The sequence below is a fragment of the Pseudoxanthomonas sp. J31 genome (assembly GCF_000510725.1).
Lineage (GTDB): Bacteria > Pseudomonadota > Gammaproteobacteria > Xanthomonadales > Xanthomonadaceae > Pseudoxanthomonas.
Genome location: NZ_AZNZ01000011.1, coordinates 23,108 through 47,222 on the forward strand (window position 1 = coordinate 23,108; position 24,115 = coordinate 47,222).

15 protein-coding genes are annotated in these 24,115 nt (G+C 68.8%); 2 read left to right on the plus strand and 13 right to left on the minus strand.

Annotated features, from left to right (window positions below; all coding sequences use genetic code 11):
• Window positions 1–8: 8 nt before the first annotated feature.
• The 12 genes from PSEJ31_RS0112065 to PSEJ31_RS0112120 form a co-directional block, all read right to left on the minus strand.
• Complete coding sequence (locus PSEJ31_RS0112065) at window positions 9–917, minus strand: lipocalin family protein (RefSeq protein ID WP_028915591.1); 909 nt, start codon at window positions 915–917, stop codon at window positions 9–11.
• 34 nt (window positions 918–951) lie between these two features.
• On the minus strand, window positions 952–1,125 hold the full coding sequence (locus PSEJ31_RS16585) for a DUF1328 domain-containing protein (protein ID WP_019397347.1): 174 nt from the start codon (window positions 1,123–1,125) through the stop codon (window positions 952–954).
• A gap of 102 nt (window positions 1,126–1,227) precedes the next feature.
• Complete coding sequence (locus tag PSEJ31_RS0112075; protein WP_028915592.1) at window positions 1,228–2,397, minus strand: epimerase; 1,170 nt, start codon at window positions 2,395–2,397, stop codon at window positions 1,228–1,230.
• Window positions 2,398–2,576: 179 nt separating this feature from the next.
• Complete coding sequence (locus PSEJ31_RS0112080; RefSeq protein WP_028915593.1) at window positions 2,577–5,318, minus strand: TonB-dependent receptor; 2,742 nt, start codon at window positions 5,316–5,318, stop codon at window positions 2,577–2,579.
• Between the two features lie 483 nt (window positions 5,319–5,801).
• The gene (locus tag PSEJ31_RS0112085; protein WP_028915594.1) at window positions 5,802–6,242 is read right to left on the minus strand and encodes a hypothetical protein; all 441 of its coding nucleotides are present in this window, start codon (window positions 6,240–6,242) and stop codon (window positions 5,802–5,804) included.
• 75 nt (window positions 6,243–6,317) lie between these two features.
• Window positions 6,318–7,064 carry a glycoside hydrolase family 11 protein gene (locus PSEJ31_RS0112090; protein ID WP_028915595.1) on the minus strand — a complete coding sequence of 249 codons (747 nt, stop codon included), beginning with the start codon at window positions 7,062–7,064 and terminating at the stop codon, window positions 6,318–6,320.
• A gap of 268 nt (window positions 7,065–7,332) precedes the next feature.
• Complete coding sequence (locus PSEJ31_RS0112095) at window positions 7,333–9,420, minus strand: alpha-L-arabinofuranosidase (RefSeq protein WP_028915596.1); 2,088 nt, start codon at window positions 9,418–9,420, stop codon at window positions 7,333–7,335.
• 608 nt (window positions 9,421–10,028) lie between these two features.
• Complete coding sequence (locus PSEJ31_RS16590) at window positions 10,029–11,684, minus strand: AAA family ATPase (protein WP_028915597.1); 1,656 nt, start codon at window positions 11,682–11,684, stop codon at window positions 10,029–10,031.
• Between the two features lie 74 nt (window positions 11,685–11,758).
• Entirely contained in the window at window positions 11,759–15,361 is a 3,603-nt protein-coding gene (locus tag PSEJ31_RS0112105; RefSeq protein WP_028915598.1) for a methylmalonyl-CoA mutase family protein, read from the minus strand.
• A 433-nt stretch (window positions 15,362–15,794) separates the two neighbouring features.
• Entirely contained in the window at window positions 15,795–16,466 is a 672-nt protein-coding gene (locus tag PSEJ31_RS0112110; RefSeq protein ID WP_028915599.1) for a hypothetical protein, read from the minus strand.
• 214 nt (window positions 16,467–16,680) lie between these two features.
• Window positions 16,681–17,619 (minus strand): alpha/beta hydrolase, encoded by a 939-nt coding sequence (locus PSEJ31_RS0112115; protein ID WP_028915600.1) that lies wholly within the window; start codon window positions 17,617–17,619, stop codon window positions 16,681–16,683.
• Window positions 17,620–17,633: 14 nt separating this feature from the next.
• Window positions 17,634–18,212 (minus strand): TetR/AcrR family transcriptional regulator, encoded by a 579-nt coding sequence (locus tag PSEJ31_RS0112120; protein ID WP_232211019.1) that lies wholly within the window; start codon window positions 18,210–18,212, stop codon window positions 17,634–17,636.
• Window positions 18,213–18,450: 238 nt separating this feature from the next.
• On the opposite strand from PSEJ31_RS0112120, the gene PSEJ31_RS0112125 reads away from it, so the two are divergent.
• Together PSEJ31_RS0112125 and PSEJ31_RS0112130 are read left to right on the plus strand one after the other, a co-directional pair.
• Window positions 18,451–19,554 carry a Glu/Leu/Phe/Val dehydrogenase dimerization domain-containing protein gene (locus PSEJ31_RS0112125; RefSeq protein WP_028915602.1) on the plus strand — a complete coding sequence of 368 codons (1,104 nt, stop codon included), beginning with the start codon at window positions 18,451–18,453 and terminating at the stop codon, window positions 19,552–19,554.
• Window positions 19,555–19,847: 293 nt separating this feature from the next.
• Window positions 19,848–21,005: an isovaleryl-CoA dehydrogenase gene (locus tag PSEJ31_RS0112130; RefSeq protein WP_019399521.1), complete on the plus strand. Its 1,158-nt coding sequence runs from the start codon at window positions 19,848–19,850 to the stop codon at window positions 21,003–21,005.
• 221 nt (window positions 21,006–21,226) lie between these two features.
• Here the strand turns inward: PSEJ31_RS0112130 and PSEJ31_RS0112135 are convergent, their stop codons facing one another.
• Window positions 21,227–24,043, minus strand: a complete 2,817-nt coding sequence (locus PSEJ31_RS0112135; protein ID WP_051403735.1) for a S8 family serine peptidase — start codon at window positions 24,041–24,043, stop codon at window positions 21,227–21,229.
• Between the last annotated feature and the right edge of the window lie 72 nt (window positions 24,044–24,115).

Sequence of the window (24,115 nt, forward strand, 5' to 3'; positions counted from 1 at the left end):
GTAACGGGCTAGCGCGGCTCCCCCGGCGCCGGCATCGCCGCCGGACGCGCACAGCCCGGCACTTCCTCCGCGCCATCCACCGCCAGCGCCGCGCGCAGCGGGTACCACGCCCCGGACATGCTGTCCTGGCACTGCCCGGTGGCCACACGCAACACGACCGTGCCCTGGGCATCGCGCGCCACGATCGCCTGCACGCCCGGCACCAGCGCGTCGGTGCGGCTGGCCAGCTGCAGGCGGCGCGGCTGCGGCAGGTCCGGACCGGTCAGCACCAGCCCCGTGCCATCCACCCGCGCCTGCCAGAACGGCTCGTTGGTCGAGGCCACCAGCGCCTGCGGCACGCTGCGTGCCTCGCTGCCGGGTGCGCCGGCGTCGAACACCAGTTCCGCGACCGGATAACCCAGTTCCTGCGCCTTGCCGACCAGCGAGGCCAGCAGCAGGCGGTCCACCCGCGGCTGCCGCGACAGGATCCACAGGCGGTCCCGGTCCGGCGCGCCGACCAGGGCCCACTGGTATTCCGGGTCCACCGCCAGCACCCAGCGGCGGGTCCAGCCGAACGGCACCCAGGCGCGCCAGCGCGGGGCCACGGCACGGACCTGCAGCGAGCCGGGCGCGCCGGGCACCGGCACCACCTCGGCGTCCTCGCCGATGCGGCGCCCGTCCTCGTCCAGGCAGGACTGGTGGGCGTCGAAGCCCTCGCCTGCGCCGGCCCGGTACTCCACCCGCGCCTCGCGCACGCACTTGCGCTGGAAGTCCACCGGCAACCACGCCGCCAGGTGCCAGGGGCCCGCGAAACGTTGCAGGTCCAGCACCGGCAGTGGCAGGTGCCCGGCCACGCCGAGGTCGCGGGCGGGCAGCACGGACGGGAGCAGCAGTAGCAGCAGCGAGGCCGCGCGGGCGAGGTTCCGGGATCTCCTCATGTCGGCGCCGACATTACCAGCACGCGACACCAGATCAAGTCACCTTGCGGAAGATGGTCAGGCCCAGCACGAACAGCACCACCGCGATCAGCAGCGCGGCGACGAACAGGAACTTGGCGATGCCGATCGACACCCCGGCCACGCCACCCAGCCCCAATGCCCCGGCAATCAGTCCGATTACCAGGAAGATGATGGCCCACTTGATCATGCCCTGCTCCGTCCGTTAGGTGACCCGGACCTTACGCAGGGCGGCGTGGCACGGCCGTGAACAACGGCCCTGCCACGCCGCTGGCGTGGTGGCGTGCCCGGCTCAGCCGGCGCGGGCGTGCCAGGCACGCAGCAGCTCGGCCTCGCGCTGTCGGTCGATGCCGGCGCGCGGCTTGGCCTGGCGTTCGGCCGGCAGGCTGCGGTACCAGGCCAGCAGGTCGGCCACGGTGTTGGCCAGCGGGCGGAAGGTCAGCCCGGCGGCCACCGCGCGCGCGTTGCTGACCTGGCCATAGCCGGCATACGGGCCGCGGTTGCGCGGCACCCAGATCGGCAGCTCCACGCCCTGCGCCTCGAGGAACTCCGGGTCCACGTGGGTCAGCTGCAGCGGGGTCGAGGTCACCGCCTGGCAGCCGTGCAGCATCGCGTCCATGGTCAGCGGGTAGCCGGGGCCGACCGCGTTGAAGGTGCCGGTGGTGCCGTTCTCGGCCAGGCGGATCATCCACTCGCCCAGGTCGCGGCCGTCGATCACCTGGATCGGGTCCTGGCCGTCGCCCGGCACCAGCATTTCCCCGCCGTCGGCCACGCGCAGGGGCCAGTAGGTGAAGCGGTCGGTTTCGTCGCGCGGGCCGACGATGTAGCCCGGGCGCACGATGGTGGTGCGCTCGCCGAACTGCTTCCAGGCCTCGGCCTCGCTGAGCGCCTTCAGCGGGCCGTACAGGTTCTCCATGTCGGCCAGCAGGGTCTGCCGGGTCTCGGCCATGGCATCGCGGCCGCGGTACTGCGCCAGCGGCGCGTCCTCGTCGATGCCGGGGCGGCTGCCGTCGGCGTAGACCGAGATGGTGGAGATGAACAGGTAATGCCCGATGTTGCCGCGCAGCACCTTGCCCGCATCGCGCACCCACGACGGCAGGCTGGTCGGGTTGTCGATGCACACGTCCCAGCGCCGCCCGCGCAGCGCCGACAGGTCGCCGGTCTCGCGGTCGCCGTGCAGCTGCTCGACCTCCCCCGGCCACTCCGGCGAGGGTCGCTTGCCGCGGTTGAACAGGGTCACCTTGTGCCCGCGGGCCAGCGCGTAGCGCACCTGGAACGGGCCGGTGAAGCCGGTGCCGCCAAGGATCAGGATGTTGAGCGGGCGCTCGGCCTTCTCCACCTGCGGCAGGTCGGTGGCGGCGGCGGCCGGCGCGCCGCCGCCGGCGGCCAGGGCCGGCAGGGCGGCGGCGGAGGCGGCGGCAAGCGCGCCCAGCCTCAGCAGGTCGCGGCGGGTGGCTTCCATGGGGCTCTCCGTGCGTGGTGAAAACGACTGGATACCACCCTGCCCGCGCGGCTGCCCATGCGGGAAGTTGGCATGACCTCCGGCCCATCCCCGCGGCAAGGCGGGCGCCGCCGGACGGCAAAAAAATGGCCCACCGGTGAGGGCGGGCCAAGGTACTACAGGGAGGTGTCCGTTCGCGCTTAGAACTTGTAGCTCGCGCCCACCAGCCAGGTGCGGCCCCACTCGATCGTCTCCAGCGGACGGTCCTTGGTGCCGGCGTAGGTGTGGTAGCGCGAGTTGTTCAGGTTGCTGCCCTGCAGGTACAGGCTCAGGCCCTGCAGCGAACTGCCCTGGGCGAAGCTGTAGGCCACCTGGGCGTCGATCACGTCCTCGCCCTTGACGTAGCGCAGGGTGCGGACGCCGTCGAAGTTGCCGATCTCGCCGATGAAGTCCGAGCGCTTGCGCTGGTTCACGCGCACTTCGAAGCCGTTGTTCTCGTAGTAGGCGGTGAAGTTGTACACGCGCTTGGACAGGCCCGGCAGCATGATCGGGTCGCTGCCCACGCTCGACACGGTTTCCGGATCCGGATCGATGGTGATGTCGCTGTCGTTGAAGCCGGCGCTGGCCACGATGCCGAAGCCGCGCAGGGCGTCGGAGAACAGGTCCAGCGGCAGCGAAGCGGTCAGCTCGGCACCGCGCAGGCTGCCACCCTTGCCGTTGAACGGCGCGGTGTAGGTGCCGGTCTTGTCCACCACGAAGTCCTCCGGCAGGCGGATGCCGTTGGCTTCCAGCCAGGCGTCGACCTGCGGGGTGAAGTCGTAGCCATCGCGCTTCTGGGTGTAGATGTAGGTGCGCAGGTCCTTGTAGAACAGCGAGGCCGCGATGTAGGCCTTGGTGCCGAAGTACTTCTCCCACGACAGGTCGACCGCGTTGGCCACCCACGGATCCAGCTCCGGGTTGCCGCCGCTGGCGCCCGGACGGCCGGTGGACTCGTCCACGCCGAACTCCATCGAGGTGCGCAGCTCGTCCACGCGCGGGCGCGCCACCTGGCGGGCCAGGGCGAAGCGCACGGTGTTCTCCGCCGGCAGCTCGAAGGCCAGGTTCAGGCTGGGCAGGATGTCGGTGTAGGTCTTGCCCTTGCTCAGCGGGATCACGCGGCTGCCCTCGGGCTGGCTGCCGTCCCAGTAGTTGGAGTGCGAGGACTGGTCGACGTGCTGGGCCTGGATGCCGAAGTTGCCGCGCACCGGCACCGAGCCGATCATCGTGTCGATGTTGGCGCGGATGAAGGTGGTGGTGATCTTCTCGTCCACGCTCCACTGCTTCGGGATCAGCCAGCTCTCGGTGGTGATCGGGTTGAACACCATGTAGCGGGCCACCGCCGCCGGGACGTTCCAGGCCGGGATCACGCCGGCGCCGGCGAAGCCCAGGTTGACCGGGGCGTACTGCAGGTCGGCGGCGATGCTGGTGTCGCCCTGCGCGCCGAGTTCGGTGCCGCCCTCGGCCTGGGTCTTGTTCTTGCTGCGGTCGGCGTGGTTGACGCCCACGTCGATGTCCGAGACCCACGCCAGCGCCTGCGGGCCGTTGAAGTTGGCCACCACGCGGATGCCGTACAGCTCGTCGTCCACGTGCGGCACCTTGCCGTAGCCGGAGCCATAGATGGTACCGGTCAGGTACAGCGAGGCCGGATCGGAATAGTCCAGGCCGGTGCTCATCTGCGGGAAGCCGCCGCGGCTGAAGTCCAGGGTCACCGAGTCCAGGACCGGCGCCGGCACGCGCTGCAGGTTGTTCTCCAGGTTCAGCTCGTCGCGCTCGGCCTTGGACCAGCTCACGTCGGCCATCAGACGCCAGCTCTCGAACGACAGCTCGTTCTTCCAGCCGAGTGCCTTGATGTTGTCCTCGCGGTGGTTGTACATGCCGCGCACCAGCGGGTACACGTTGCGGGCGATGCCACCGGTGAAGGTGCCGTTGCCATTGACCTGGGCACCGTCGACCTGCAGGCGGTCGTAGCCGCCATTGAAGTCGCCCAGGTGGATTTCCAGCTGGTTGGCGGTGTCGTACTCCTCGGCGTCGGTGTAGAACGCGTCGAGCGTGCTGGTCCAGGTGTTGTTCGGGCGGTACTGCACGGTGGCCATCAGGCCGTCGCGCTTGGCATTGCCGGTGCGGCGCAGGGCCTTGATGCCGCCGGAGTACCAGGTGCCGGCCTCGACGCCCGGGCGCCAGCCGTCGCCGACCTGCTCCCACGGCTCGTACAGGCCGACCTGGTTCTCCTGCTTGGCCATGTCGGAGTGGGCGTAGCCCAGGGCGATGCCCAGAGTGCCGTCGGCGAACTTGTCCACGAAGCTGACGTTGAACCGGTTGCCGTACGGGTCCACGCCCGCGGCCTCGCCCAGCGAGCTCTTCTGGTAGCGGCCGGAGACGGAGACCACGCGGTCGGCGAAGCTCAGCGGACGCACGGTCTGCATGTCGATGGTGCCCGACAGGCCCTGGCCGATCAGGCCGGAGTCCGGGGTCTTGTAGACGGTGACGCCGTTGATCAGCTCGGACGGGTACTGGTCGAACTCGACGCTGCGGTTGTCGCCGGTGCTGACCAGCTCGCGGCCGTTGAGCAGGGTGGTGGCGAAGTCCGGGGACAGGCCGCGCACGCTGATGACCTGGGCGCGACCGGCGACGCGCTGCGCCGCCAGGCCCGGCAGGCGCGCGATCGACTCGGCGATGCTCACGTCCGGCAGCTTGCCGATGTCCTCGGCCGAGACCGCCTCGACGATGGAGGTGGAGTCGCGCTTGACCGAGATCGCGCTCTCGATGCCGCGACGGATGCCGGTGACGGTGACCGTATCGAGGTTGGTGGCGTCGCCGCTGTTGTCCTGGGCGTTCACGCCGGCCGCGCTCAGCGCGATGGCAGACGCCAGCGCCGCGCTAAGCATGTTGCGCTTGTGATGCATGTCCCCTCTCCAAGGAAGTGGTGTGCGATGGCCGGGTACGTCGCCTTGCGATCGCCCGGTCCTTTAAGCGCCCGGGACCTGCCCGGAGCGTGCGGCAATGGTAGTGGCCGGTCACACTTGCGGAAGCCTTGTGCATACGTATTCATGGCCCCGCGCAGGCGTTTTTTGCCCTTCTTGCGGTGCCCGCGGAAAAGACAGCGCTGGACATTCCCGCCACGACATGCCAGCGCGATGCCGCCGCACATCGACGCAGGCAAGCGCCGGGCACTGCCCGCGTTCGCAAACCGCTTCCGCATAGTCAGGGCAGGCGAAGCGCGCCGCGCCGCTACAGTGCCCAGCACGCTGGCGGCGCCCGACGCGTCGCCACGCGGCGCGACATTGCCGCCGGATCCGACCTTCGCAGCCCGGGTAGGCGAAGCGCACTCGTGAGCAACGCACCCGCCACGCCTGGCTGCCCTGGCCTGGGCGACACCGCCCGCCGGCTCACCCGCCCCGGCAGCGCTGCCAGCCCCTGTCCCGGGCCATGACCTGCTCCCAGCCATCCTCCAGCCGGCGCATGGCCTGCCCGCCAACGCAGGCATACCCGAGCTGGCGGGCCTCGGCGCTCCCCAGCGGCGGCAGTTCGATCACGCTGCCCGAAGGCGCCGGCCGCCCCTGGAGCCTTGCGTCCATCTGCACCAGCGAGCGCTCGATCCCCTCGCAGAAGGCCACCATGCGCGGATGTGGGTGGCTCCGGAACTGCTCGCAGTTCATGGGCGTCGTATCACGCGCCATCACGTTGGGTGGCTGCCGCGGCACGTACGCCGGCGGCCTGTATTCCCCGCGAGGCCCCTGCGCTCGCACGGTCTGCGCCTGCGCGCACGCCGCGGCCAGCAGCGACAGTGCAAGCACCAGCCAAGGCGCCAGTCCCGTCCCCCGCATCATCTCCCCCTGCAACCAAGCCCCTCTCCCCGATCCGGCCCCTGCTTTCGCAGCCTGGCCGGATCGGGCACTCCTTCCTTACGGAGCCTCCTCCCACACCCGCCCCGACACGGTGCCGCCCTTTTCCACCATGAAGACCTCCACCGCGAAGACCTGGTACGTGGGATCGTCGCTGGCGTCGAAGTTGTCCATGTCCGGCAGCTTCCAGCCATTGCGCTCCCAGGCGGCGACGTGGTCGGCGAAGATGATCTTGTGGTCCTGGCCCAGCGGCAGCTGCTCCTTGGGCCTGCTCCAGTACTGGTAGAACGTGGCGGTGTTGTTGATCGAAGGCTTCTGGGTGCGCACGGTGCGGATCGTGGTGTACTCCACGCCATTGCTGGTGAAGCTCACGCCCTCCTCGCCCCCCTGCCCCGGCGTGCGGACGCCGCGCTGGACCACGTAGTACTCCACCAGGTGGGCCGGATCGCTCGGGTCCATGTCCTTGTTGTAGCCCCAGCCATACAGGGTGACGTAGCTGGCGCCGGAATCCTCGTTGAGGTGGTAGCCGATCACGCGGTTGCGGTCGCCACGTTCCCAGCCCGGGCCGCCGACGTAGTTGTAGTCGCCGCCCACCCAGTCGATCCTGAAGTTGCCCTGCTCGTCCAGCTTGAACGAGGCTTCGCCGCCGTCCTTCCAGTGGGTGAAGAACAGGTCGCCGACGTGGCCGGTGGCATGGCTCTGGGTGAGCAGGGCCTCGCCCTCGAAACGCCGGGTGTAGGCCTTGAACTTGGAGATCGGCGGCTTGGCCTGCCCGGCGGCGGCCTGTCCGGCCTGCGGCTGAGCCACCTCGGCGGCAGCATCGGGCGCCGGGGGAGAATCGCAGCCGGCGAGGCCCAGGATCAGGGCGGAAGTCAGGACAGCCTGAGTGAATCGACGGGTCATGAGATACCGGTAGACATGGGACGAGGGGGCAGCATGGCCTGCCCGTGCCGTTTAGCCAAGTGCAGGTGTCATGGGGAAATGCGGGGCAATGCGCGGCGGGACGTGCTTCTTGCGGTTGATGCTTTCCACGCGGCGCGTGCCCGGCTAACCAGCCGGACACGCCCTGCCGCGGTCAGGCCCGCTCGAAGTGATAGATCTCCACGCTTGCCGGGGCGATGGTCAGGGAGCCGGCCGAGGCGTCGAACGTGGACTCCCTGGCACCGACCTGCTCCGGCTCCCCCAGCGGATTCTTCGCGTCCGGGCCGGGGCCGCTGAACTTCCAGCAGCGCCCCGCCGCCTTGGGCCTGAAGCCCTGCAGCGCGAGCGAGAAGCTGTGCGGCGCTTCGGTGCCGTTGACCACGGCCACGGCCAGGGTCCGGCCATCGGCGGTCAGCGCTGCGGACACGTCCAGCGGATACGTGTCGCCGCCAGTATTGACGCTGGGCTGGTCGCCGCCGACCGGGTACTTCGGCGCGGGCGTGGGCGAGTTGCCGTTGACCGCCACCGGCACGGTGCCGAAGCGCTCCTGGTAGAACTGGAACATCCGCCCCTTGATGCTGATCTGCGAGCGCGTGCGGTCGAAGTTCAGCCAGCCGGTGGCCATGGTGAAACCGGCCATCGCGATGAAGTCGGTGTGGCGGAAGAACTCGTGGAACGCGGCGGCAATCGCCAGGGCGCCCTTGAGGTCGTCCTCGAAATGGAAGGCCCATTCGTCGAAGAACACCTTGACGCTGCCCTTCTCCAGTTCCGGGAAGTGCTTCTTGTACTGCTCCCAAGCGTCCACCATGGTGCGGATGCGGTCGGGCATCTGGTGCACCCACTCGTTGAGCGTCTGGGTCACATCCACCAGCTTGCCGGTGGCCAGGTCGAAGCGCTTGCCAGCCGGCGGATAGGCGTGGGTGCCCAGCGCGTCGAACCTGCCCCAGCTGTCCTTGAACATGCCGTAGGCCCAGTCGCGATCGGAGCCGACATGCACCTGCGGCTGGCCTTCGATGAAGATGCCCTGGCCGGTGGTCATCTCGTCGACGAAACCACCGGGGGCCACGATGTAGATGTCCGGGTCCACCTTGCGCATGGCGTCCACGAACATGTTGTGCTTGACCGTGTACTGGTCACGGGCCATGTGCCCGTACTGCCAGTGGCCGTACATCTCGTTGCCCACCGCCCAGTACTTGACCCCATAGGGCTTGATGCGGCCATTAGCCGCCCGCTTCGCGCCCCACTCGGTGTCGGCGCTGCCGTTGACGTACTCGACCAGCTGGGCGCCGGAGCGCGGATCGCCGAAGCCGGTGTTCACGCACCAGAACGGCTCGCATCCGATCAGCTCGCACAGCTGCAGTAGCTCGTCCACGCCCACGTCGTTGGGCTGCACCGCGTTCCACACCGGGTCCAGGACGGGCGGGCGCCGGTCGGGGTCGCCAATGGTGTTCTCCCAGTCGTACGCGGAGATGAAGTTGCCGCCCGGCATCCGCAGGATGTGGCAGTTCATCTGCTTCATCAGCGCCACGGTGTCGGCGCGGAACCCGCGCACGTTGTCCGCCGGCATCAGCGACACCGCGCCCACGCCGAAGCGGCCACGGCCCTGGCCGACGATCTCCAGCCGCGCCTCGGTGGTGTCCATGCCAGGCTCGAAACGGAAGCGTTGCGTCTGCCACTGCGACGACGCGCGCACCCGGGTGGAGAGTGTCTGGCCGCCATCTCCGCGGACCAGCCTGATGGTGACAGTCACGCCCGGGTCGGCCCACAGGACGATGCGGCCGTCGTAAGGCGTACCGGATTTGAGGGCCAGGCCGTGCTGCACCATCCCCCGCTCCTGCGAGCCGTCGACGGTGACGACCGGGCTGTGCTCGCCCACGTACGGGCGTTCGGTATCCAGCGCGATGGCGGAGACCGGCCCGACGGCCACCCACTTTTCCATGAAGCCCATCGCGCCGCGGCGATCGTCCGGCTTGCGGGGACGCTCGGCCAGGACGCCGTAATAGAACTTGCGGTCGTCGAGCGTCTCGCTCCACAGACTGTGGTTGATCAGGTTGCCGATATGCTCGATGAAACCGCCGTAGATCATCGGCGAAATGGGCGGACGCGTGGCCCCGGTATCGATCGTGGCCCGGATGCCACCGGAGGCCGCGAACACCGGCGGAAGCCACGCCGCCGCGCCCAGCGCCGCCGAGCCCAGCAACAGGTTGCGCCGCGTCAGGTCCACCTTGTGTTGATGCTCCATCAGTCCTCACCTCCCCATGGTCCGTTCGGGTTGCTGCGGGCACGGCGCCAGCTGCCGCCGCGCCGCGGCCAGGGGCATCGCCCCGCGCCGGCATAGGATAGCCACGGCCGTGCGGCCGCTCCCCGGCCACAGCCATGCGAATAACGCCCTGAAAGATGCCAATCTGGACATGGCAGGGATGAGCCGCGGCACTGCGTCCTACCGACCCGACGTCCCGTCAACGTCCCAATGGACGCCACGCACAGCCGCCTGGCCGGCGAAGTTCGACCTGGGACGTGCCGTGGCCCGCGGTGGCCAGGCGGTACGCCGGTGAACGGGCGGTTGGCACGTCGCGGATGGAGCAATCTTAGCGCCCGTCCACGGCGGGATGTTGCCGAATCCCGCCTGCCAGTTCGCGTACTGCGCAGATTTCGCGATGCATTCGACCAGGGGCGGAAGATGGACTACGCGACCACACGCGCCAGAACAAAGGCTCCGGCACGATTGATTCCGGAGACAGATCGAAGCGCTGGCCGCCAGTACGAAGAGAAGCACAACCGCCTGGGGGTATGTGTCCTTGGCCCCCTGTCCGAAGAACCGAGGTCGCTCCAAGCTGACCTCGGTCTCATCTACAGCGACTTGATCTGCCGCTGCAACGCACCATCGATCGCGGCCAAGACACTAATAAATCGCTCAGCCCACGCGAGGTCGGCCTGACTATCCGCTACGGCGCGAAGTGCCTTGATGACGTCGCCCTTTCGGTCGTCCTTCACCTTGAAGGGCTCAAGGCTGCCACTCGCATCTACTGAGAAAGTTTCGAACCAACCAGGTCTTGAGCTGTAAAGACTGATAAGCCACGCGTCAGGAAAAAGGCCCTCGATCGCAAATCGATCCCGAACAGACACGAACTCTTCATTGGCCCGAAATTGCACCTTCTTCTGACCGAAATACTGCTGGAGATCCTTGCGCTCCTTGACTCCGGCATCGTCCCCATCAAACACGGAAACAGATGCCACCTCTTTACAAAAGAGGGCATACGTTGCCCGCAGAAATCCCGACAAATGTTTCACGCCACCGAAATCTTGTAGCTGCGCCTTCCTTAGGAATGGATAATCCGCGCTCGGCACCTTAGTGAGCACCCAAGAGATCAACTCGCGATCCGAAGGGCCCTCGAAAAACACGTTCGCCTCGGTCAAACCATAATAGTCACTGAACTTCACACCAAGCGATTTCCGGATGCTGGCGCCAGCTTCAAACGATGTTTTGTATGTCGCGATAACAGTCTTGTCGCCTACTCTTTCGGCTCCGCGAACAAACCGCGGATCGTTTGGAACGAACGACAGCGAGTGCGTCGTCCTCAACACAGATGCATCGGCACCAAGTTGTTGCAGCAGCCGCGCACAGGCAGCCGACAGAGATGGATGGAGATAGGACTCCGGCTCCTCAAGGAGCCACACAACGTTCTTGCCGGCCGAACGCTCCTGCTTGGTAATCCAGGTCATTGCCGCAAATATGGAGGCAGCTTGTATTCCCATTCCTTTCCTTGCATACGGCGTCGGCAACGGATCTGCCAAGCTAAAATCGAAATGGCTTAATAACGAAGCAATGCTCCCATCGGGAACGTGGAAGCCAGCGACGATGCCGTCGCAGCCTGCAGCCTTGAGCGCAGCCGAGACATGGGCCCCAGCTTCATCTAGTTTCAACTGCAGGTCTTCGCGATGCACATCTAACACGGGCGCGAGCGTTTCCCGAAGAAAAGGCGTCACGAGGTCTCGGTATAGGAAATCAACCGACTTGTCAGAAGGGACGTAGTGGACAGCAAAGCTTTCTAAGAAACGCGATACGAGCTTTCTAGCAACAGACGAATATCGAACCGCCTTCTTTCTCTCGGTTGGACGCTTAACGTTTGGAAAGAAGTTATAAACAGGCGTATCAGTCTCGGAAAAATAGAGGTGGAGCGTCGCCTCATTCGATGTGCGCTTAGTGCCCTGTAATTTGTGCAAGACATCCAACTCATCAAAGAACCATCCCTCAGCCCCAGCTGGATCGCCGTCAAAGCGAACAGTAATCGTGGTCCGCTCTTTTCCCGCCTTAGAATGGAGGTCTCGGGCGCGACTGTAGCCGAGGACATTGTCGTGTCCAGTAAAGAGCATCTGAACCGCCCGGAGCACGTTTGTCTTGCCCGAGTTGTTTGGGCCGACCAGCGTCATACCCGCGCCAATGGGTATGGTCTGCTCTTCCGCGACGCTGCGAAAGTTCCTAATACGCACATCGATTAACCGCATAGCCTCCCCCCTTGAGCTCTTTGCGGATCGAACCGTCCTAAGCTCGCCATCGATCTAAGCGCACCCGCTTGGTCTCACATATTCCGCCGATATTCCCCACCCACGTCGTACAGCGCGTGGCTGATCTGCCCCAGTGAGTGGGTCTTGACGGCTTCCATCAGCGCCTCGAAGACGTTACCCCTACGGCGCGCGGTGTGCTGGAGATACGCCAGGCCGTGGCCGGCGTGGACGTCGGCGACGGTGCTGTCCTCGACCACGTGGGCGTGGCCCGTCTCGCCCTCCGGCGCAAGTACGTTGCGGTTGGCCTGCCAGGCGCGGACGTTGGCGATCTGCTGGGCCTTCTCGGCCTCGGTGGAGCGGATCAGCTCGATCTCGGTGGCCACTTCGCCGGCGTGTTCCTTGGGCAGGAAGGTGTTGACGCCGACCAGGGGCAGGCTGCCGTCGTGCTTGCGATGCTCGTAGTACAGGCTCTCTTCCTGGATCTTGCCGCGCTGGTACATGGTGTCCATGGCGCCGAGCACGCCGCCGCGCTCGCTGATGGCCTCGAACTCCTTGTAGACCGCCTCCTCCACCAGGTCGGTCAGGTACTCCACCGCGAAGCTCCCCTGCCAGGGGTTCTCGATGAAGTTCAGGCCCAGCTCCTTGTTGATGATCATCTGGATGGCCACGGCGCGGCGCACGCTCTCTTCGGTGGGCGTGGTGATGGCCTCGTCGTAGGCGTTGGTGTGCAGGCTGTTGCAGTTGTCGAACAGGGCGTACAGGGCCTGCAGCGTGGTGCGGATGTCGTTGAACTGGATCTCCTGCGCGTGCAGGGAACGGCCGGAGGTCTGGATGTGGTACTTCATCATCTGCGAGCGTTCGTTGGCGCCGTAGCGCTCGCGCATGGCGCGGGCCCAGATGCGCCGGGCGACGCGGCCGATGACGGTGTACTCCGGGTCCATGCCGTTGCTGAAGAAGAAGCTCAGGTTGGGCGCGAAGTCGTCGATGTGCATGCCGCGGGCAAGGTAGTACTCGACGATGGTGAAGCCGTTGCTGAGGGTGAAGGCGAGCTGGCTGATCGGGTTCGCCCCGGCCTCGGCGATGTGGTAGCCGGAGATGGAGACCGAGTAGAAGTTGCGGACCTGGTGGTCGACGAAGTACTGCTGGATGTCGCCCATCATGCGCAGGGCGAACTCGGTGCTGAAGATGCAGGTGTTCTGGGCCTGGTCTTCCTTGAGGATGTCGGCCTGCACGGTGCCGCGCACGGTGCGCAGGGTCTGTGCCTTGATCTTCTCGTAGGTCTCGCGGTCCACCAGCTGGTCGCCGGTGACGCCCAGCAGGCCCAGGCCGAGGCCGTCGTTCCCCGGCGGCAGGTCGCCGTGGTAGCGCGGGCGCTGGCGGCCTTCGAAGAAGGCGTCCATCTTCCGCTTCGCCTCGGCCCAGCGGTCCGGGTCGGCCTTCAGGTACTTCTCCACCTGCTGGTCGATGGCGGTGTTCATGAACATCGCCAGGATGATCGGCGCCGGGCCGTTGATGGTCATGGACACGCTGGTGTTCGGCGCGCACAGGTCGAAGCCGGAGTACAGCTTCTTCATGTCGTCCAGCGTGGGCACGTTGACGCCGGAGTTGCCGATCTTGCCGTAGATGTCCGGGCGCGGCGCCGGGTCCTCGCCGTACAGGGTCACCGAGTCGAACGCGGTGGACAGGCGCGCGGCCGGCTGCCCGGCGGACAGGTAGTGGAAGCGGCGGTTGGTGCGCTCGGGCGTGCCCTCGCCGGCGAACATGCGGATCGGATCCTCGCCGGTGCGGCGGTACGGGTAGACGCCGCCGGTGTACGGGTAGCTGCCGGGCAGGTTCTCCTTGCCGAGAAAGGTCAGCAGCTCGCCCCAGGACCTGAAGCGCGGCGCGGCGATCTTCGGGATCTTCTGGTGGCTGAGGGACTCACGGTAGTTCTCGACCCGGATGGTCCTGCCGCGGACCTGGTACTCGTTGACCTCGTCGGTGATCGACTTCAGCCGCTGCGGCCACTCGCGCAGCAGGCGCTGGGAATCGCTGGAAAGCGACTGGATGGCGTCGTTGTAGCGCTGGCGCAGGGTGAGCAGGCTGCGGTCGGCTTCGACAGCCTCCCCGGAGGACGGGGGTTGCAGGGCGGCGCCGTCGTAGAGCGCCAGCGGCTCGGGCAGCAGCGGGTCGCCCAGCTCGCGCAGGGCTTCCCAGTAGTGCTGGGCGCGGGCGGCGGTCTCGGCCTCGCTTTCGATGCGGCGGTTGATCGCCCTGCCCTGCTCGGCGATCTCGGCCAGGTAGCGCACGCGGTTGCCGGGGATCAGCACGGTGGCCCGCGGTTCCTTCAGCGAGGTGTCGATGCTGGGGTTGAAGTCGCAGCGGGGGGAGCCGACAGCAGAACCAAGGGCGGAGTCCAGTTTCCCACGCAGCAGGCGACAGAGGTTGGCGAACATCCAGCTCACGCCGGGATCGTTGAACTGGCTGGCGATGGTCGGGTAGACCGGGATCTCCTCGTCCGGCACCTGGAAGGCGTTGCGGTTGCGCTTCCACTGCTTGCGCACGTCGCGCAGGGCGTCCTCGGCGCCGCGGCGGTCGTACTTGTTCAGCACCACCAGTTCGGCGAAGTCGAGCATGTCGATCTTCTCCAGCTGGCTGGCGGCGCCGTAGTCGGAGGTCATCACGTACACCGGGAAGTCGACCAGGTCGACGATCTCCGAGTCGGACTGGCCGATGCCGGCGGTCTCCACGATCACCAGGTCGAAATCCAGCGAGCGCAGGTAGCCGATGCAGTCGCGCAGCACGGTGTTGGTGGCGCTGTGCTGGCGGCGGGTGGCCATCGAGCGCATGTACACGCGGTGGCTGCGCAGCGAGTTCATGCGGATGCGGTCGCCCAGCAGCGCCCCGCCCGTGCGCCGGCGGGTCGGGTCCACCGACAGCACCGCGATGCGCATCTGCGGGAAGCAGGCCAGGAAGCGGTTGAGCAGCTCGTCGGTGACCGAGGACTTGCCGGCGCCGCCGGTGCCGGTGATGCCGACCACTGGCGTGGTCGGGCGTGACTGGTGATTCGTGGTTCGTGATTCGCTGGGAGCGGCAGCCCAGCCCCGGCGCATCAGGGCCAGCTCGGATTCGGAGAAGGCGCCGTCCTCGATCCTCGAGAGCATGCGGGCGATCGCAAACTCGTCGGCCGCGTCGTGCCCTTGCGGATCACCAGCCACCAATGACGAATCACGCGCGCGCTTGGCGCGCGCAACCACATCCCCGATCATTTCCACCAGCCCCATCTTCATTCCGTCGTTGGGGTGGTAGATGCGCTCGACGCCGTAGGCCTCAAGCTCGCGGATTTCCTCGGGGGTGATGGTGCCGCCGCCGCCGCCGAACACGCGGATGTGCGAGGCGCCCTTCTCGCGCAGCATGTCCACCATGTACTTGAAGTACTCGACGTGGCCGCCCTGGTAGCTGGACAGGGCGATGGCGTCGGCGTCTTCCTGCAGCGCGGCGCGGACCACGTCCTCGACGCTGCGGTTGTGGCCGAGGTGGATCACTTCAGCGCCCTGGGCCTGGATCAGCCGGCGCATGATGTTGATCGCCGCGTCGTGGCCGTCGAACAGGCTGGCCGCGGTCACGAAGCGCAGCGGCGTGGTGTCGGCGTGGGCTTCGGGGCGTGCGCCCTGGAGATGGCTGGCGGGCGTGCTCATGCGTATGCGTCACCGGAAAGTCGGGATTCGACCCGATTCTAGTGCTTGCATCCGAAACGGATTGGCGCGGTGCAGCGTGACTTTCGCGCAGGTGCGATGGCGACGCCCTGCATCGCGGCGGCGGCCGGATAAGGCCGGATGGCACCCGGGATCCCGCCATGCACGCGAAGTCGTCCGCCAACGCCGTCCGGCGGCGGTTCCCCGGCAGCAGCGGCGGGCCGCGCCCTGCGTCATCGATGTGCGATGGCATCGGGGCCGCCCTCGCGGCCCCGGCCATTGAAATGCGACGCCTACGCCTAGCCCGGATAAGGAAGGCCGCATCCGGGACTCCGCCGCAGCGCGTTGGCGACGCGTCGGGCCCCGCCATCGCCCCGGCACTGTAGCGGCGCGGTGCGTTCCGCCTGCCCGGGCTATATGCCGCCAGTGATCGCGATCAGAACCGCGCTTCGATGCCGACGGTCACGGTGTCGGCGCGGTTGAACTCGTAGTCGGCCCAGTAGTAGGAGCTGGCGTAGACGTAGCTGGTGTAGAGCAGGTTGAGGTTGGCGTTGCGGCCCAGGTCCACGCCGACGCCGATGCCGACGTAGCCGCCATCCACTTCCCCGGCCCACTCGCCCTCGCCCACGTCGGCGGCCCAGTAGCCGGCACGGACGATGCCGTACCACGGGTTGTGGCGGCCGAAGTTGAAGCGGCCATTGAAGCCGATGCTGCGGAACTTCACCTCATCGAAATGGATCCCCTGCCAGCGGGTGTCGGCCAGGCGGCCGGCGCCCACCTCGATGCCCAGCAGCGCGACCGGACCCGCCTGCCAGCGGTAGCCGGCGTTGAACGAAACCGCGTCCTGGTCGATCTCCTCGTAGATCCAGCCCTTGCCGAGCTGGGCGCCAACGAAGAAGCCGCTGCCGTCGCGCTGCACCGGGCGGTAGTACTGGGCCTGCTGGTGGCTCATCGCCGCCGGAAGCTCCGGCTCGGACGGCGGCGGCGGCGCCTGGGTGGTGCGGCCTTCGCGGTACTGCTTCCACGCCTGGGACACGGCCTGGGCGTGCGCGGGCTGGGTGGCGCCGGCCAGCAACAGCGCGGCGAGGACGACTGCATGACGGTTCATGGGCTTCCCCCCTGTGGTGTGGACGATCCCCGCATCCGTGCGGAAGGGGGACCAGGCCGCCAATTCCCTGGCGGGCCGGGGAAAGCCGCGCGCGACCACCACGCCGGCGGCGCCGGCGTGTGGTCGGGCAGTTGCTGGGCGCGCAGGCGCGCCGACGGATCCCCCCGTGCGGCGCGCAATCTGCGATGCGGTTCACATAAAGTCAAACATGGTTTCAGGCGAGCCCGAACGGCAGGTTGGGCGAGGACACCACCCGCTCGCCCACCGCCTCGCCGCGCAGGAAGCGCAGCGCCGCCTCCACCACCTGCGGTTCGGAGGCGATGCGGTGGTGGCCCAGGCCGCGGGTGCTCAGCAGGCGCGCGCCCGGCCACAGGCGGGCGTAGCGTTCGCCCTCCTCCCACGGCACGTCCTCGTCCTCCACGTCGTGCACGACCAGCGCCGGCACGCCCAGCGCGGGCAGGTGCAGGTGCGCGGCCAGCTGGTCCACGGCAATGCCGATCTGGCGTTCGAAGCGCTCGAACATGCGCGCCACCAGCGGCGGACTCAGGCCGATTGTGCGTCCGAAGCGGTGGCCGGCCTCACGCATGTCCGCCGCCGGCGCCAGCAGCACCACCCGGCCGGCGCGCACGCCTTCGCGCAGCGCCAGCACCGCCGCCGCGCCGCCCATCGAGTGCGCGACAAGGGCAGCGGCCGGGCCGTGCTGGCGGGCCACGTCGGCCAGCGCCGCGGCGCAGGCCGGCAGGTTGGTCTGGCATGGCGGGTTGCGCCCGTGCCCGGGCAGGTCGAAGGCGACCACGGCGTAGCCGGCCGCGCGCAGCGGCTCCACCCACGGCCGGCAGCGCAGGCCGAAGCTGGACCAGCCATGCGCGAACAGCACATAGGGCTGCAACGCCGGATCGCCCCAGGTGTAGGTAGTCAGCACGTGGCCGCCGCTTTCCACCTGGCCGATGCGGGCGTCGTCGCAGGGGGCGGCCAGGGCGCGGCTGCGCGAGCTGGGCAGCGGCGTGGCGAACAGCCGCGAGGCATGGCGCACGGTGGTGCGCGGTGCCAGCCAGCTGCCGGCGCGGAAGGCCCAGCGCAGGGGGCGCGGGACGCCGGATTTGCGAACGATCGTGCTTTTTTGAGGCAAAGAGGAAGGCTTTGCGGCATCCATGGCACAGCTCCGTATCAGCGGGGGGGAGTGGCCGGGCCGGCATCGGCCCGGTAGCGGTCGAACAGGTCGTGCAGGGCGCGGCGCGCCAGTTCCGGGGCCTGCGGGTCGTGCAGGCGTACGTGGTGCAGGCCGTACATCAGGCCATGCAATTCGAAGGCCAGCAGCTTCGGGTCGGTGCCAGGGCGCAGGTGGCCCTCCTCGACGGCCTTGCGCACCGCGGTTTCGACCACGCCGCGCCAACGCTCCATCAGTTCGGTGACGAATTCGCGCATCGGGCCGGGGCGGCCGTCGTACTCGGAGATCGCGCCGAGGAACACGCAGCCGTCGGGATGGGCCAGGATCCAGTCCATCCAGCCTTCGATGACCGCCTGCAGCCGCGGCAGGCCACGCGGCCGGCGCAGGGCCGGCACCAGGACCTGATCGGTGAAGCCGGCAGCGGCCCATTCCAGGGTCTGCCGCACCAGGTCCTCGCGCGAGCCGAAGTGGGCGAACACGCCGCTCTTGGACATGCCCGCGGCATTGGCCAGCTCGCCGATGCTCACCCCCTCCAGCCCGACCCGGGCCGCAAGTTCGCAGGCGCGGCTCAGGAGCATGTCGCGGGTATGGGCTCCCTTGGCGGTGGCAGGCGCGGGCAGGTTCATGGAACGCAAAATAGCACGATCGTTCGTTCGGACAAGCCTTCGCGGGAGCGGAGTTGGAACCGGTTTAGAATGTGACCCGCGACGCATGCCCTCCCCCACCCGGCCACGTCGCTTTTTTGTTTCCGGACCCGGCGCCCGGCGGTGCCGGCCGGCCCGCCGCCACGCGCGACCCGACGACGCGGAGCCCGCCATGCTGTTTGAAACCCTCGCCACCTCCGGCCACGAACAGGTGGTCTTCTGCAACAACCCCGACGTGGGCCTGAAGGCGATCATCGCGATCCACAGCACCGTGCTGGGCCCGGCCCTGGGCGGTGTGCGCATGCGCCACTACGCCGACGAGGCCGACGCGGTGCGCGACGTGCTGCGCCTGAGCCGCACCATGACCTACAAGAACGCGCTGGCCGGCCTGAACATCGGCGGCGGCAAGGCGGTGATCCTGGGCGACCCGAAGACCGACAAGACCGAGGCCCTGTTCCGCGCCTTCGGCCGCGCGGTCGATGCGCTGGGCGGGCGCTACATCACCGCCGAGGACGTGGGCACGGACGTCAACGACATGGAGCTGGTGTACCTGGAGACCGAGTACGTCACCGGCGTGCACCAGGTCCACGGTGGCTCCGGCGACCCGGCCCCGTTCACCGCCTACGGAACCCTGCAGGCGCTGATGGCCAGCCTGCAGCGCAAGCTGGGCCACGAGGAAATCGGCAAGACCAGCATCGCGGTGCAGGGCCTGGGCCATATCGGCATGGAGCTGGTGAAGCTGCTGCGCGAGCGCGGGGCCAAGCTGTTCGTCACCGACCTGGACCCGGCACGCGTGGAGTACGCGGTGTCCGAGTACGGGGTGGAGGCGGTCGGCGTGGACGAGATCTACGACGTGGCCGCCGACGTGTTCGCGCCGTGCGCGATGGAAGGCGCGCTGACGATGGAGACCATCGAGCGGCTCAAGGCGAAGATCGTGTGCGGCTCGGCCAACAACCAGCTGGCCAGCCATGCGGTGGGCGACGAGCTGCACCGGCGCGGCATCCTGTTCGCGCCGGACTACGCGGTCAACGCCGGCGGCGTGATGAACGTGTCGCTGGAGATCGACGGCTACAACCGCGAGCGGGCGATGCGCCTGATCCGCAGCATCTACCACAACGTGGCGAAGATCTTCGACCTGTCCGAGCGCGAGAACATCAGCCCGCAGTACGCCGCCGACCGCATCGCCGAGGCGCGCCTGTCGGCGATCGGCAAGCTCAAGCTGCCGATGGGCCGCTCGGCCCCGCGCATGGGGCATCTGCGCGGCGAGCAGCACTGAGGAAAAAAAGGCCCGGGTTCCGGGCCTTTTTTTCGGGATTCGGGATTCGGGGTCCCGGTGCGGCCTGTGGCCTTGCCGGCATATGTGCCTGCGTACGCATAGGGTCGATGCGCCTGCTACGGGTGACCGGCTGCCTTTCCGGGTGTGGCCGTGGGCCTTGTCCGGGCTGTGTGCATGGCTGCCGGGCAGCGGAGAACCCCCATCCCGGCGGCGTTTGTTGCGCCCGCACATGACGCTTTCGCGTCCCGCACTACACTAGGTTCAAATGAAACAATCAGGGAGTGAGGCGGCCGATGCGAGCGTTCCAGCTTGGGGAGGAAATCGACGCGCTGCGTGAGGCCGTCCAGCGTTTCGCCGAAAGCGAGATCGCGCCGCGCGCGGCGCAGATCGACCACGACAACGCGTTCCCGCAGGACCTGTGGCCCAAGCTGGGCGAGCTGGGCCTGCTGGGCATGACCGTCGCCCCGGAATACGGCGGCAGCGGCATGGGCTACCTCGCCCACCTGGTGGCGATGGAGGAAATCTCGCGCGCCTCCGGGTCGGTGGGGCTCAGCTACGGCGCGCACTCCAACCTGTGCGTGTCCAACCTGTTCCTCAACGGCAACGAGGCCCAGCGCCGCAAGTACCTGCCGAAGCTCTGCAGCGGCGAATGGAAGGGCGCGCTGGCGATGAGCGAGCCGGGCGCCGGCTCGGACGTGGTCGGCTCCATGCGCTGCAGCGCCGAGCTGCGCGACGGGGTGTGGATCGCCAATGGCAGCAAGATGTGGATCACCAACGGCCCGGAAGCCGACGTGCTGCTGGTGTACATGCGCACCGCGGGCAAGGAGGCCGGCAGCCGCTGCATGACTGCCTTCATCGTCGAGCGTGGCATGCGCGGCTTCTCCACCGCGCAGAAGCTGGACAAGCTGGGCATGCGCGGCTCCAACACCTGCGAGCTGGTGTTCGACAACTGCGAGATCCCGCAGGAAAACGTGCTGGGCGAGGTCAACCAGGGTGTGCGCGTGCTGATGAGCGGCCTGGACACCGAGCGCCTGGTGTTGACCGGCGGCCCGATCGGGCTGATGCAGGCGGCGCTCGACATCGCCCTGCCCTACGTGCGCGAGCGCAAGCAGTTCGACGCGGCGATCGGCACCTTCGGCCTGATGCAGGGCAAGATCGCCGACATGTACACCGCGCTGCAGTCCAGCCGCGCCTTCGCCTACCAGGTGGCGCGCGATTTCGACGAAGGCCGGCGCTCGCGCGCCGCCGCGGCGGCCTGCCTGCTGCACGCCTCCGAGGCGGCGGTGCAGGTGGCGCTGGAAGGCATCCAGGCCCTGGGCGGTAACGGCTACATCAACGAGTACGCCACCGGGCGCATCCTGCGCGACGCCAAGCTCTATTCGATCGGCGCCGGCACCAACGAGATCCGGCGCATGCTGATTGGCCGGGAACTGTTCGAGGGCCGCGGCTGAGCCTGGCCCGCATGGCCCGGACAGGGCCGAAGGCCGCATCCGGCGACTTGCGCACGGGAGTCGCCCCCGGACCAGTCCTGCGGCAAGCCCACAGCGCGTGGCGACGCGCCAGACCTCGCCGGCGCCCGGGTACTGCGGCGGCGCGGTGCGCGCCGCCTGCCCGGGCCAAGCGGCTGCGCCATTGAAGTGCGGCGGAAACGCCGCCGGCCACGCGCGGCGTTTCAGAAGTCCACGGCGTACTGGAGACTGGCCTGGCGTGCGTCACCGCGCGGTCCGAAGCGCTGGTCGAAGCTGAAGCCCAGCTGCGCGTGACGGCCGAGCCGGGTGCGCGCGCTCAAGCCGAACAGGCCACCGCCGCGGGTCGGATCAGCCGCGGCCAGCGGCGACCAGGCATCGACGCCGACGAAGCTGGCCAGCGGCGCCAGCCCGGCGCTGGACAGGGTGTGCTGCCACTCCGCATGCCCCTGCAGCTGCCACGCGCCGAAATGGCCGAACGCGCGCAGGCCGGCCAGGCCCTGGCTGCGGCGGGCATCGAGCGCGGCGCTGCGCAGGCCGAAGCCGGCGGCACCCTGCTCGCGGAAGCCGTCGCTCTGGACCTGCGCGTATTCCAGGCCCAGATACGGCACCAGGCCGCTGGCGCCGGTGCCGAAGCGCCAGCCGGTTTCCAGCGCGGCCACGGCAAAGCGGCCGTCGTAACCGGCATGCACGGCGTGGCGGCTGGCACCGGCCAGCAGCTGGCGGTCGGTGCGGCGCTGCCACTGGCCGCTGCCGAACTGCCCGGCCAGGTAGGCGCGCTCGCCGTGCACGCCGGCATAGGCCTGCACCTGCGCCTGGCGCTCGCGGCTGCGGTCGCCGAGCGCGCGCAGGCGGCTGTCGCCATGGGTTTCGGCCACGGCCAGGCCGGCAAACCTGCGCCCGTCCAGGCGCAGATCGTGGCCTGCCATCCAGCCGCTGACCCGGGCATCGCCGTGCGCGCCGCCGGCCAGCGCCGGTGCCCCCAGGGATTCGATCCAGCTGCCGCTGCTCTGGGCGCCGCCGGCCAGCTGGTCCAGGCGCGAGGACAACGTGCGCCGGCCCAGGTCCAGGCTGTCGAAGGTGGCGGCCATGGCCGCGGCATGCAATTCGCCGGAGAGGCTGCGCAGGGTGGCGGCCGCCGACTGTGCGTCCTCGGTGCGCTGGATGGCACCGGCAATGCGCTCGAAATCCGCGCCGGCCGCCGCCGGCACGCCGTTCTGGTCCAGGCTCGAGAACGCCGATTCCAGGCGCCGGGCCGCGCCCAGCGCGGCCGGATCGCCGATGCCCAGCGCGGCGGCGGTGGCGGCCACGTCCACCCGGCGCAGTTCCATCCACACCCTGCTGCCGCCATACACCAGCGAGGCGTCCAGGAACACGCCCGGGCCCGCGCCCAGCCCGTCGAAGCGGCCGGCCAGGCCGCCCTCGGCGGACAGTACGTCCTCGCGCACCTGCATCACGTAGCCCTGGCGCTGGCCGATGACCTGCACGTCGCCGCCCTCGATGGTGGCGCGGCCGCGCACCTGCATGCCGCCATTGCCCAGCACCAGGGTCAGGCGGCCGCCGGCCTGCTGGGTGTAGTCGCCCATCACCACCAACGGCGCGCCCTGCGCGCTGCCGCCGCCGTCGACCACGACGGTGCCGGCGTTGACCAGGTCCGCGCCCAGTTCGGTGACGCGCTCCAGCCGCGCGCCGCTGGCCACGTGGACGTCGGAGGCGGACAGGCCACCGGGCGCGCGCAGCACGCCCTGTTCGATCCGGGTAGCGCCGGTGTAGGTGGACGGCTTCTCCAGCACCAGGGTGCCGCTGCCGCGCTTGACCAGGCCGCCGGCGCCGCTGATCGGGTTGCTCCAGGCCGATTCGCCCTCGAAGCTCACCTCGACGTCGCCCCAGTCGAACTTCGCCGGCCCGCCAAGGGCGCGCGCCACGTTCAGCAGGCCGTAGCCGAACACCGCATCCGGGCCGGGCGCGCCGATGTCGGTGGCCGTGCCCAGCAAGGTCTGGCGGACCAGGTCGTTGTCGAAGTACGGGAACTTCTCCCACACCAGGGCTGCGGCGCCGGACACCAGCGGCGCCGCGTACGAGGTGCCGGAGCCATAGTAATAAGTGGTGTTGCCCGCGGTGGCGTCGTGCCCGGGGTAGACCGAGGTGCCGGGCGCGGCCAGGCAGTAGTCGCGGCCCAGGCCGCAGGCATTGGCGTAGGAGGCCAGGCGGTCGGGACGGCTGGTGTCCACCGCGGTGACCGCCAGCCAACCACGTTCCAGGTCGGCCGCCGGGCGGGTGCCGTTGGGCCCGGCCTGGCTGGGCAGCGAGGCGGTATCGGTGGGATTGGCGCGGCCCTCGTTGCCGGTGGCGAACACCACCAGGCCGTCGTGGTCGCGGATGAAGAAGCGGTACTCCTCGGCGATCTGCGCGGTGACGCTGTCCCGGGTCCAGTACAGCCCGCCCCAGGAGTTGTTCATGATGCGCATGCCGCGCGCGACCAGGTCCTCGTGGACCGGGCGCAGGCCCAGCGGGCCGCTGACCTCGTTGCCGCGGCCGGAGCCGTCGTCGTCCGGGCGCCTGTCGTTGATGACCCGCGCCGAGAGGATGGTCGCCCCCGGTGCCACCCCACCCGGCCAGGGCCCCACCGGCACGCCGGCGGCGAGCAGGGCCACCGTCGTGCCATGGCCGACCACGTCGTCGACCGCGAGGTTGTTCGCCTGCGGATCCACGTAGTTGAGGTTGGCCGCCACCCGCCCGGCCAGGCCCGGGTGGTTGCGGTTCACGCCGGTGTCGATCAGGCCGATGGCATAGCCGGCACCGGTAAGGCCGCCACGTTGCCGGGCGCTGGCGTTGGTGATGGCCAGGTGCGCGTCCGCGGCCGGCTGCGGGACGTCGCTGGAAGGCGGCGGGGGCGTCGACGGATTGCCCGGGCGGACATTGCCGCCGCCTCCCCCGCCACCGCAGGCGGCCAGGGCGATGGCCACGGCGGTCGCCAGCAGCACGCGTACGGCGCCGGAAGGATGTCGGGCACTTCCCTGCATCGTGTTCTCCCCGAAGGCGTGGCGCGGACGCCGCCACGGCCGTTCTATACCGCAAGCGTGCGCGGCTTGTCG

Coding starts and splice junctions, on each gene's coding strand:
- PSEJ31_RS16585 (WP_019397347.1), bottom strand. CDS start 1,125: ATGATCAAGTGGGCCATCATCTTCCTGGTAATCGGACTGATTGCCGGG.
- PSEJ31_RS0112105 (WP_028915598.1), bottom strand. CDS start 15,361: ATGAGCACGCCCGCCAGCCATCTCCAGGGCGCACGCCCCGAAGCCCAC.
- PSEJ31_RS0112135 (WP_051403735.1), bottom strand. CDS start 24,043: ATGCAGGGAAGTGCCCGACATCCTTCCGGCGCCGTACGCGTGCTGCTG.
- PSEJ31_RS0112130 (WP_019399521.1), top strand. CDS start 19,848: ATGCGAGCGTTCCAGCTTGGGGAGGAAATCGACGCGCTGCGTGAGGCC.
- PSEJ31_RS0112110 (WP_028915599.1), bottom strand. CDS start 16,466: ATGAACCGTCATGCAGTCGTCCTCGCCGCGCTGTTGCTGGCCGGCGCC.
- PSEJ31_RS0112120 (WP_232211019.1), bottom strand. CDS start 18,212: ATGCTCCTGAGCCGCGCCTGCGAACTTGCGGCCCGGGTCGGGCTGGAG.
- PSEJ31_RS0112080 (WP_028915593.1), bottom strand. CDS start 5,318: ATGCATCACAAGCGCAACATGCTTAGCGCGGCGCTGGCGTCTGCCATC.
- PSEJ31_RS0112085 (WP_028915594.1), bottom strand. CDS start 6,242: ATGATGCGGGGGACGGGACTGGCGCCTTGGCTGGTGCTTGCACTGTCG.
- PSEJ31_RS0112065 (WP_028915591.1), bottom strand. CDS start 917: ATGAGGAGATCCCGGAACCTCGCCCGCGCGGCCTCGCTGCTGCTACTG.
- PSEJ31_RS0112095 (WP_028915596.1), bottom strand. CDS start 9,420: ATGGAGCATCAACACAAGGTGGACCTGACGCGGCGCAACCTGTTGCTG.
- PSEJ31_RS0112075 (WP_028915592.1), bottom strand. CDS start 2,397: ATGGAAGCCACCCGCCGCGACCTGCTGAGGCTGGGCGCGCTTGCCGCC.
- PSEJ31_RS0112115 (WP_028915600.1), bottom strand. CDS start 17,619: ATGGATGCCGCAAAGCCTTCCTCTTTGCCTCAAAAAAGCACGATCGTT.
- PSEJ31_RS16590 (WP_028915597.1), bottom strand. CDS start 11,684: ATGCGGTTAATCGATGTGCGTATTAGGAACTTTCGCAGCGTCGCGGAA.
- PSEJ31_RS0112125 (WP_028915602.1), top strand. CDS start 18,451: ATGCTGTTTGAAACCCTCGCCACCTCCGGCCACGAACAGGTGGTCTTC.